Source organism: Lacisediminihabitans sp., assembly GCF_036404185.1.
In the GTDB taxonomy this organism is placed as follows: Bacteria; Actinomycetota; Actinomycetes; order Actinomycetales; family Microbacteriaceae; genus Lacisediminihabitans.
The window spans coordinates 1-8408 of record NZ_DASWPB010000015.1; the positions used below are offsets into that span (position 1 = coordinate 1).

The 8408-nt window shown below is 67.7% G+C and carries 9 protein-coding genes and 1 pseudogene; 2 read left to right on the top strand and 8 right to left on the bottom strand.

From position 1 onward, the window contains the following. The 3 genes from VGC18_RS00805 to VGC18_RS00815 form a co-directional block, all read right to left on the bottom strand. On the bottom strand, window positions 1-1604 hold a 1604-nt coding region (locus VGC18_RS00805), incomplete at its 3' end, for an ABC transporter ATP-binding protein (RefSeq protein WP_331093226.1). 7 nt (window positions 1605-1611) lie between these two features. Beyond that, window positions 1612-2202, bottom strand: coding sequence for a TetR/AcrR family transcriptional regulator (locus VGC18_RS00810; protein ID WP_331093228.1), 591 nt, complete (start codon window positions 2200-2202; stop codon window positions 1612-1614). A gap of 54 nt (window positions 2203-2256) precedes the next feature. Beyond that, on the bottom strand, window positions 2257-3228 hold the full coding sequence (locus VGC18_RS00815) for an aldo/keto reductase (RefSeq protein ID WP_331093230.1): 972 nt from the start codon (window positions 3226-3228) through the stop codon (window positions 2257-2259). 118 nt (window positions 3229-3346) lie between these two features. Between VGC18_RS00815 and VGC18_RS00820 the strand changes: the two genes are divergently transcribed. Beyond that, a complete protein-coding gene (locus VGC18_RS00820) occupies window positions 3347-3859 on the top strand; it encodes a methylated-DNA--[protein]-cysteine S-methyltransferase (RefSeq protein WP_331093232.1) in 513 nt (170 codons plus the stop codon). Further along, window positions 3852-4463 carry a DNA-3-methyladenine glycosylase I gene (locus VGC18_RS00825; protein ID WP_331093234.1) on the top strand — a complete coding sequence of 204 codons (612 nt, stop codon included), beginning with the start codon at window positions 3852-3854 and terminating at the stop codon, window positions 4461-4463. Before VGC18_RS00820 ends, VGC18_RS00825 begins: the two co-directional genes overlap by 8 nt. Before the next feature lie 37 nt (window positions 4464-4500). On the opposite strand, the gene VGC18_RS00830 is transcribed toward VGC18_RS00825, so the two are convergent. The 5 genes and pseudogenes from VGC18_RS00830 to VGC18_RS00850 form a co-directional block, all read right to left on the bottom strand. Further along, the gene (locus VGC18_RS00830; RefSeq protein ID WP_331093236.1) at window positions 4501-5259 is read right to left on the bottom strand and encodes a peroxide stress protein YaaA; all 759 of its coding nucleotides are present in this window, start codon (window positions 5257-5259) and stop codon (window positions 4501-4503) included. A gap of 16 nt (window positions 5260-5275) precedes the next feature. After that, window positions 5276-5539, bottom strand: a complete 264-nt coding sequence (locus tag VGC18_RS00835) for a F0F1 ATP synthase subunit epsilon (RefSeq protein ID WP_331093238.1) — start codon at window positions 5537-5539, stop codon at window positions 5276-5278. Between the two features lie 2 nt (window positions 5540-5541). Then, a complete protein-coding gene (gene atpD / locus VGC18_RS00840) occupies window positions 5542-7053 on the bottom strand; it encodes a F0F1 ATP synthase subunit beta (RefSeq protein WP_331093240.1) in 1512 nt (503 codons plus the stop codon). 26 nt (window positions 7054-7079) lie between these two features. Further along, entirely contained in the window at window positions 7080-7979 is a 900-nt protein-coding gene (locus VGC18_RS00845; protein ID WP_331093242.1) for a F0F1 ATP synthase subunit gamma, read from the bottom strand. A gap of 51 nt (window positions 7980-8030) precedes the next feature. Then, a pseudogene (locus tag VGC18_RS00850) lies at window positions 8031-8408 on the bottom strand (F0F1 ATP synthase subunit alpha); the annotation flags it as partial.

The window sequence follows — 8408 nt, forward strand, 5'->3', positions numbered from 1 at the left end:
TCGACGATCGTCGAGATCCGCTGGGCGACGATCACCATGGTGGCCCCGGCGACGCCGGTCTTCAGCGCGCGGCGGAGCCGGGCATCCGTGGCCAGGTCGAGGGCGGAGAAGGAGTCGTCGAAGACGTAGATCTCCGGCCGCTTGACGAGGGCCCTCGCGATCGCGAGGCGCTGTCGCTGACCGCCGGAGACGTTGGTCCCTCCCTGGGCGATCTCCGAGTCGAGACCGTCCGGCATCGCGGTGACGAACTCCTTCGCCTGGGCGATCTCGAGGGCCGTCCAGAGCTCATCGTCGCTCGCATCCGGCTTGCCGTAGCGCAGGTTGCTCGCCACGGTGCCGGAGAAGAGATACGGCTTCTGCGGCACCAGTCCGATGCGGCCCCAGAGCAGGTCGGGGTCGAGCTGTTTCACGTCGACGCCGTCGATGCGCACGCTGCCGGCGGTCGCGTCGAACAGACGGGGAAGCAGGTTGACCAGGGTGGTCTTGCCCGCTCCGGTGCTGCCGATGATCGCGGTGGTCTTGCCAGCCGGCACCTCGAAGTCGAGGTCGCTGAGCACGGGCTGCTCTGCGCCGGGGTAGGCGAATCCGACGCCCTCGAGCACGATCGTGCCGTGCTCCCGGAGGGTGGTGACGGGGTGCTCGGGAACGACGACGGTCGAGGCGGTGTCGAGCACCTCGGCGATGCGGTCGGCGCTGACGGCGGCGCGCGGGATCAGGATCGCCATGAAGGTCGCCATCATCACCGCCATGAGGATCTGCATGAGGTAGGTGAGGAAGGCCGTGAGCGTTCCGACCTCCATCGAGCCGTCGTTGATGCGGAAGGCACCGAACCAGATCACGGCGACGCTCGACACGTTGAGCACGAGCATGACGATGGGGAACATCAGGGCGGTCAGCCGTCCGACCCGGAATGCGGTATCGGTCACCGCGGCGTTGGCGTCGGCGAACCGGTCGACCTCGACCTTCTCGCGCACGAAGGCCCGCACGACGCGGATGCCGGTGAGCTGCTCCCTGAGGATGCGGTTGATCGTGTCGATGCGCTTCTGCATGAGACGGAACTGCGGGACCATCCGGACGATGACGAGACCGATGAGGATGATCAGGACGGGGACGCTGACCGCCATCAGCCAGGACAGCTCGAGGTCCTGCTGCAGCGCGAGGATGATGCCGCCGATCGCGAGGATGGGCGCGGACACGAGAAGGGTGCAGGTCATCAGCACCAGCATCTGCACCTGCTGCACGTCGTTGGTGGAGCGGGTGATGAGGGACGGGGCGCCGAAGTGGCTGACCTCGCGCTCGGAGAACTCGCCGACGTGGTGGAAGACGGCGGCGCGCAGGTCTCGCCCGACGCCCATGGCGACCTTCGCCCCGAAGTAGACGGCCGTGATCGAGCAGGCGATCTGGGCGACCGTGATGCCGAGCATGAGGCCGCCGGTGCTCATGATGTAGCCGGTGTCTCCCTTGGCGACGCCGTTGTCGATGATGTCGGCGTTGAGCGTCGGCAGGTAGAGCGACGCGATGGACTGCAACAGCTGGAACAGCACCACCCCGATCAGCAGTCCGCGGTGCGGCCGCAGATAGCGACGCAGGATTTTCAGGAGCATGGTCTTCCTAGTGTTGAGTCGGACTCTGGCCCGGGTGGCCGGAGATCCCGGAGAGGATGAGAGCGGAGAGGTCGTGGGCGTCGAACGTTTCGACGGTGCTGGAGTGCGGGATCGAGGAGGCGAGGGTCACCAGGCGGATGAACTGAGCGGCCCTGGCCGGCGGGAGGTTGAGACGCTCGAGGTCCGGCCGGAGAACGCGCTCGATGAGCGTCGTCAGCTCCTGCCTGGAATTCGAGGCGGGAGGACGCCCGACCTCCCCGACGGCCGCCATGAAGGCGAAGACCTCGTGGAAGCGGCGCTGCATGACCTCGACGATGCGGTGCACCTTCCGCTCGAGCGGGAGGGCGGGGTCGATGTCCGCGAGGGACTGCTGGAGCTCGGTCGGGTCGAGGCGCTTCTCGATCGCCGCCTTGACGAGGCTCTCCTTGTCGCCGAACGCACGGAAGATCGTCCCCTCCGCGACGCCCGCGCTCTCGGCGATCTGCTTGGTGGTGACCTGACGACCGTGCCCGACGAGCAGCGGGATGACCGAGTCGATGATCATCTCGCGCCTGCGGTCGGCGGACAGCGGGCTGGCCCTCTGCACACGCGTCCTCATGCGGAACACTGTAGTGGGAGTGAGCGCTCACTCCAAAATCGGGAGGGCTCGCGGCTAGCGCGGATCGGTGAACATCGCGGAGATCTCCGCGACCTCCTCCTCCGTGGGAGCCCAAGCGGTGGCGGCCTCGGCGTTCTGCACGATCTGCTCCGGCTTTGTCGCGCCGGCGATGACGCTGGTCAGCCCCGGCTGGGCGAGCAGCCAGGCGAAGGTCGCCGCGAGCAAACTCACGCCTCGCTCCGCGCAGAATGCCTGGTACCTCTCGATGGTGTCCCACGGGGCGGCATCGAGCAGATGCCTGCGCAGGAACATGATGCGGCTGTCCGCCGGCCCGCCGGCGCGGCTGAACTTGCCGGTGAACAGACCGTTGTACAGCGGGAAGTATGGCAGGAAGCCCAGGCCGTACTCGTTGACCGCCGGCAGCACCTCCCTCTCCGCGTCGCGCACCAGCAGCGAGTACTCGTTCTGGGCGGAGACGAACTTCGGATGCCCGGAGAGGGTCGCCCGGTACTCGGCATCCGCGATCTGCCAGCCGGTCAGGTTGGAGTGTCCGATGTAGCGCACCTTGCCCTCGGCGATGAGGTCGTCCAGCACGGACAGCGTCTCCTCCATGGGCGTCACCCGGTCGATCGCGTGCAGCTGATAGAGGTCGATCCAGTCGGTCTTGAGCCGCCTCAACGAGGCCTCGACGGCGAGACGCACGTAGCGACGGGACGCCCTGGCGCCCCAGTCGGGGCCGTTGACCCCCGCCATGTCCATGCCGAACTTCGTCGCGAGCACGACGTCGCCTCGACGGCCCTTGAGGGCGTTGCCCATGAGGGTCTCGCTGAGCCCCCGCTCTCCCCCGTAGATGTCCGCGGTGTCGAACAGGGTCACGCCGGCGTCGATCGCGGCATGGATCACGGCATCCGTTCCCGCCTGCGTCTCGGTGGCCGTGCCCGGCCTGCCGAAGTTGTTGCATCCGAGTCCCACGGTGGAGACGACGAGTCCTGAGGGGCCGAGGGGACGGTATTCGATGATCGCCATGAGTCCAGCCTAGGCCGCGGGTGCGCCTCTTCTCCTCCCCCGGACGCGGGAACCGGATGCCCTCCCCGGCTCCAGCGATCGCCCCGCGTCTGTCGGATGTCGCCGCTACAGTCGGACCATGATCACGCGAACCCCGGCAGGCGGTCCCCCGCCCCTGCGCCGTCTCGACAGCCCCATCGGCCGCATCGAGGTGATGGGCGACGGTCGCTCCGTCACCTCGCTGAGCATGGAGCGAGCCGGCCACCTGCCCGGCGAGGAGCTCCCGGAGCGCGGCGACGCGGTGCTCGACCGCGCCGTGGACCAGCTCGAGGAGTACTTCGCCGGTCGCCGCCGTGAATTCGACGTCCCGGTGAGGCTCGTCGGCACCGCATTCCAGCTGGCCGTCTGGAACAGGCTCGCCGAGCTGGCCTTCGGGGAGGAGATCTCCTACGGAGAGCTCGGTCGTTCGACCGGGCGGGCCACGGCGGGCCGGGCGGTCGGCGGTGCCGTCGGCGCCAATCCGGTTCCGATCATCGTGCCGTGCCATCGGGTGCTCGCCTCGAACCACCGGATCACCGGCTACAGCGGCGGCAACGGCATCCCCACCAAGGTCTGGCTGCTCGATCACGAGAGGATCGGGTTTCATGCCTGAGCCCGACCGGCCCGGTGCCAGGCGCCTCGACGTGCGGGTCGGCGACGACGGTCTCGTCCGGTGCGGCTGGGTGGGCCTCGACGCAGAGTATCTCCGTTACCACGACGAGGAGTGGGGAATACCGCTGCACGGCGACCGGCCCCTGTTCGAGAAGCTCAGTCTCGAGGGCTTCCAGGCCGGCCTCTCCTGGATCACCATCCTCCGCCGCCGTCCGTCCTTCCGCCTCGCCTTCCACGACTTCGACATCGATCGCGTCGCGAGCCTCGGAGAACCGGAGATCGAGGAGCTCATGCTGAACGCCGGGATCATCCGCAATCGCGCGAAGATCGAGGCGACGGTCTCGAACGCGCGCATCACCCGGGAGCTGGTGGACACGGATCCCGGCGCCCTCGATCGGCTGCTCTGGGGCTTCGCCCCGGCGAGGCGCAGGCGGGCGCCGGCGACCCTCGGCGACATCCCCGCCGTCACCCCGGAGTCGACCGCCATGAGTCTCGCCCTGCGCTCGCTGGGATTCCGGTTCGTCGGGCCGACGACGCTGTACGCCCTCATGCAATCGTCCGGCATGGTGGACGATCACGTCGAGGGCTGCTGGCGCGCGGCCTGACGACCACCGTTCGCCGCTCGCCGTTCGCCGCTCGCGGTCAGTCGACCACGAACTCGAGCTCCGCCGGCGCCTCCCGGGTGCTGCGCCGCAACGGCAGACCCGTCGCCGCGGCCCAGGACAGCAACGATTCGACCGAGCCGTGGTCGATGCCGGCGAGCAGCAGCCGACGGACCAGTCGCCCCTTGGCCTTCTTGCCGAAGTGGTTGAGCGGGCGGACGAGGCCGCCGTCGGCCTCGCTCACCACCCGGACGAAGAAGGACTCGTTGTTCCCTGCGGCCGGTCCGAGACCGACGTAGGCCTCCGACCGGAGGTCGAGGACGAGGCCGCCCTGGGCGGCGAGCACCCTCGAGACGGGATCGCGCCAGACCCGACGCAGCGACAGCCCGGGAAGCCGGGAGTCGTGGGAGAGCCGGTAGGCCGGGATCGGATCGGAGGCACCGACCAGCCCGAACAGCGCGGAATGGATGATGAGGTGATCCGTCGCGAACTCCCGTGCGCCCGCCGGCAGGCTGCCGGCGTCCAGTTCGTCGAACAGAACACCCGTGTACCGGTCGAGGGCGGGCATCACCGGCGAGGTCGTCAGCGCTCGGTTGCGCAGCACCTCGAAACGCTGGTTCGGCCCCAGTTTCAGCGCGGCCGAGCTCGCGGCGAGGCCGCGGGAGAGCCGCCTGGTGGCGGCGAGCACCATCCGACGCTCGGGAAGCAGCGTCGGATGTCGCAGCGCCGAGAGATCGAGCAGGCTCCCGTCCGCTCCCCCGTCGCGCTTGGTCTCGGAGGGAGGCAGCAGGATCAGCATCGCGGGACGGCAGCGGTTACGGAACCAGCTCCACGTGCCTCGCGACGATCGTCACCCGGTTGTGCTCCACCGAGAGGAACCCGTTGTCGGCCTTGGCTGTCAGCCTGCCGCCCTCGGTGTCCGTGATCCGGATCTCACCGGGGGTCAGGATCGCCAAGAGGGGCTCGTGGTCGGGAAGGACCCCGATCTCGCCCTCCGTCGTCCGCGCGACGATCATCGAGGCCGTGCCGGTCCAGACCTGCTGGTCGGCCGACACGACACTCACATCGAGATCGGCCATTATCAGCCGTTCTCCTTCTGGATCTGTGCCCAGCGCTCTTCGACGTCGGAGATCGAACCGACGTTGAAGAAGGCCTGAGTGGCCACGTGGTCGAAGTCGCCGCGGACGATCGCGTCGAACGACTCGATCGTGTCCTTCAGCGGAACGGTCGATCCCTCGACACCGGTGAACTTCTTCGCCATGTAGGTGTTCTGGGACAGGAACTGCTGAATGCGGCGAGCACGCTCGACCGTGATCTTGTCCTCTTCCGAGAGCTCGTCGACACCGAGGATCGCGATGATCTCCTGGAGCTCCTTGTTCTTCTGCAGGATCGACTTGACGTTGGTCGCGACCCGGTAGTGGTCGGCGCCCAGGTACCTCGGGTCCAGGATGCGGCTGGTGGAGGTCAGCGGGTCGACCGCGGGGTACAGCCCCTGCGAGGCGATCTCGCGGCTGAGCTCCGTCGTCGCGTCGAGGTGGGCGAAGGTCGTCGCCGGTGCCGGGTCGGTGTAGTCGTCGGCCGGAACGTAGATCGCCTGCAGGGAGGTGATCGAGTGGCCGCGGGTCGAGGTGATGCGCTCCTGGAGAGCGCCCATCTCGTCGGCCAGGTTCGGCTGGTATCCGACGGCGGAAGGCATCCGGCCGAGCAGGGTGGAGACCTCCGAGCCCGCCTGGGTGAACCGGAAGATGTTGTCGATGAAGAGCAGCACGTCCTGGTTCTGAACATCGCGGAAGTACTCCGCCATGGTCAGGGCGGACAGCGCGATGCGCAGACGCGTTCCCGGCGGCTCGTCCATCTGGCCGAAGACGAGGGCGGTCTTGTCGAAGACTCCCGCCTCCTCCATCTCGCCGATGAGGTCGTTGCCCTCACGGGTGCGCTCGCCGACGCCGGCGAACACCGAGACGCCACCGTGGTCCTGGGCGACGCGCTGGATCATCTCCTGGATGAGGACGGTCTTGCCGACCCCGGCCCCGCCGAAGAGGCCGATCTTCCCTCCGAGCACGTAGGGCGTCAGCAGGTCGATGACCTTGATGCCCGTCTCGAAGAGCTCGGTCTTCGACTCGAGCTGGTCGAAGGGCGGCGGCTCGCGGTGGATCGACCAGCGATCGGCGAATTCGAAGGTCTCGCCCGGCTTGCCGTTGAGCACCTCGCCGATGACGTTGAAGACCTTGCCCTTGGTGGCCTCGCCGACCGGGACCGTGATGGGGCCGCCGGTGTCGCGCACCTCCTGACCGCGGACCAGGCCGTCGGTCGGGTTGAGGGCGATCGCCCGGACGAGGTCGTCGCCCAGGTGCTGGGCGACCTCGAGGGTGATCTGCGTCGACTGGTCCCCGATGACGATGGTGGTCCGCAGGGCGTTGTAGATGCCGGGGATCGAATCGTGCGGGAACTCGATGTCGACGACGGGGCCGGTCACCCGGGCAACACGCCCGAGGCCCGCCACGGCGGTCGTGTCGTCCGAGGAGGCGGCGTCCTTCTTGGCGGCCGGCTTGCGCGCGGCCGGCTTCTTCTCAGCAGGGGCTGTCGTCGTCATATGCTTCTCTATTCTCCTGAACTGGTCTAGTTCTTCACCGAGAGGGCGTCGGCTCCGCCGACGATCTCGGAAATCTGCTGGGTGATCTCGGTCTGACGGGCGTTGTTCGCCAGCCGGGTGTAGTTGATGATGAGCTTGTCCGCGTTGTCGCTCGCCGACTGCATCGCCTTCTGGGTCGCCGCGTGCTTGCTCGCGGCCGACTGCAGCAGCGCGCTGAAGATCCGGCTCTCGATGTAGACGGGAAGCAGCGCATCCAGCACCTCCGTCGCATCCGGCTCGAACTCGTAGAGGGGAAGCGCCTCGCCCGGCGCCGGCTTCTCCATGTCTTCGATGACCGCGAGCGGAAGGAGCCGCACGACCCGAGGAGTCTGCGTGAGCATGCTGACGAAGCGGTTGAAGACCATGTGGATCTCATCGACACCGCCGTCGGCGGCCGGCTGCACGAACTTCGCGACCAGCGCATCGCCGATCTCCTTCGCCGTGGCGAAGTCGGGGCTGTCGGTGTTGCCGATCCAGTTGCGCACCGATTCGCGCTGCCGGAAGGAGAAGTAGGCGACCGCCTTACGACCGACGAGGTAGTAGACGACGTCCTTGCCCTCGCTGCGCAACAGGGCGGTCAGCTCCTCCGCCGCCTTGAGGACGTTGGAGTTGAACGCTCCCGCGAGACCCCTGTCCGAGGTGAAGATCACGACGGCCGCACGCTCGACCTTGGCCGGCTCCGTCGTCAGGATGTGATCAACGTTGGAGTAGGTCGCCACGGCGGAGACGGCTCTGGTGATCGCCCGGGAATACGGATGCGCCGCGGCGACACGCGCGCGAGCCTTCTGAATCCGCGATGCGGAGATCAGCTCCATGGCCCGAGTGATCTTCTTGGTCGTCTGGGCAGACTTGATCTTCTGCCGGTAGACCCGAAGTTGCGCTCCCATGTCGTTTAGCTTCCCTTAGTAGTTGTCATCGGTGATCGTGTCGGAAGAAAGCTATCGCTTCTGCCTGACGATGCGCTCCTGGTCGATCTCACCCGGCTCGATGGGCTCGAACTGCTCTGACCCGACGGAGGCGAGCGGCTTGCCCTCTCCCGTCTGGAACTCCAGCTTGAACTTCTCGACACCCTCTTCGAGCGCCGCGACCGTGTCGTCGTCCAGGACGTTGGTGGTGCGCAGCGTGTTCAGGACCTCGGTGTTGCGACCGAGGTAGTCGAGCAGCTCGCGCTCGAAGCGCAGCACGTCCTCGACGGCGACCTCGTCCAGCTTGCCGTTGGTGCCGGCCCAGATCGAGACGACCTGCTCCTCGACCGGGTACGGCGAGTACTGCGGCTGGCGCAGCAGCTCGGTGAGCCGGGCGCCGCGTTCGAGCTG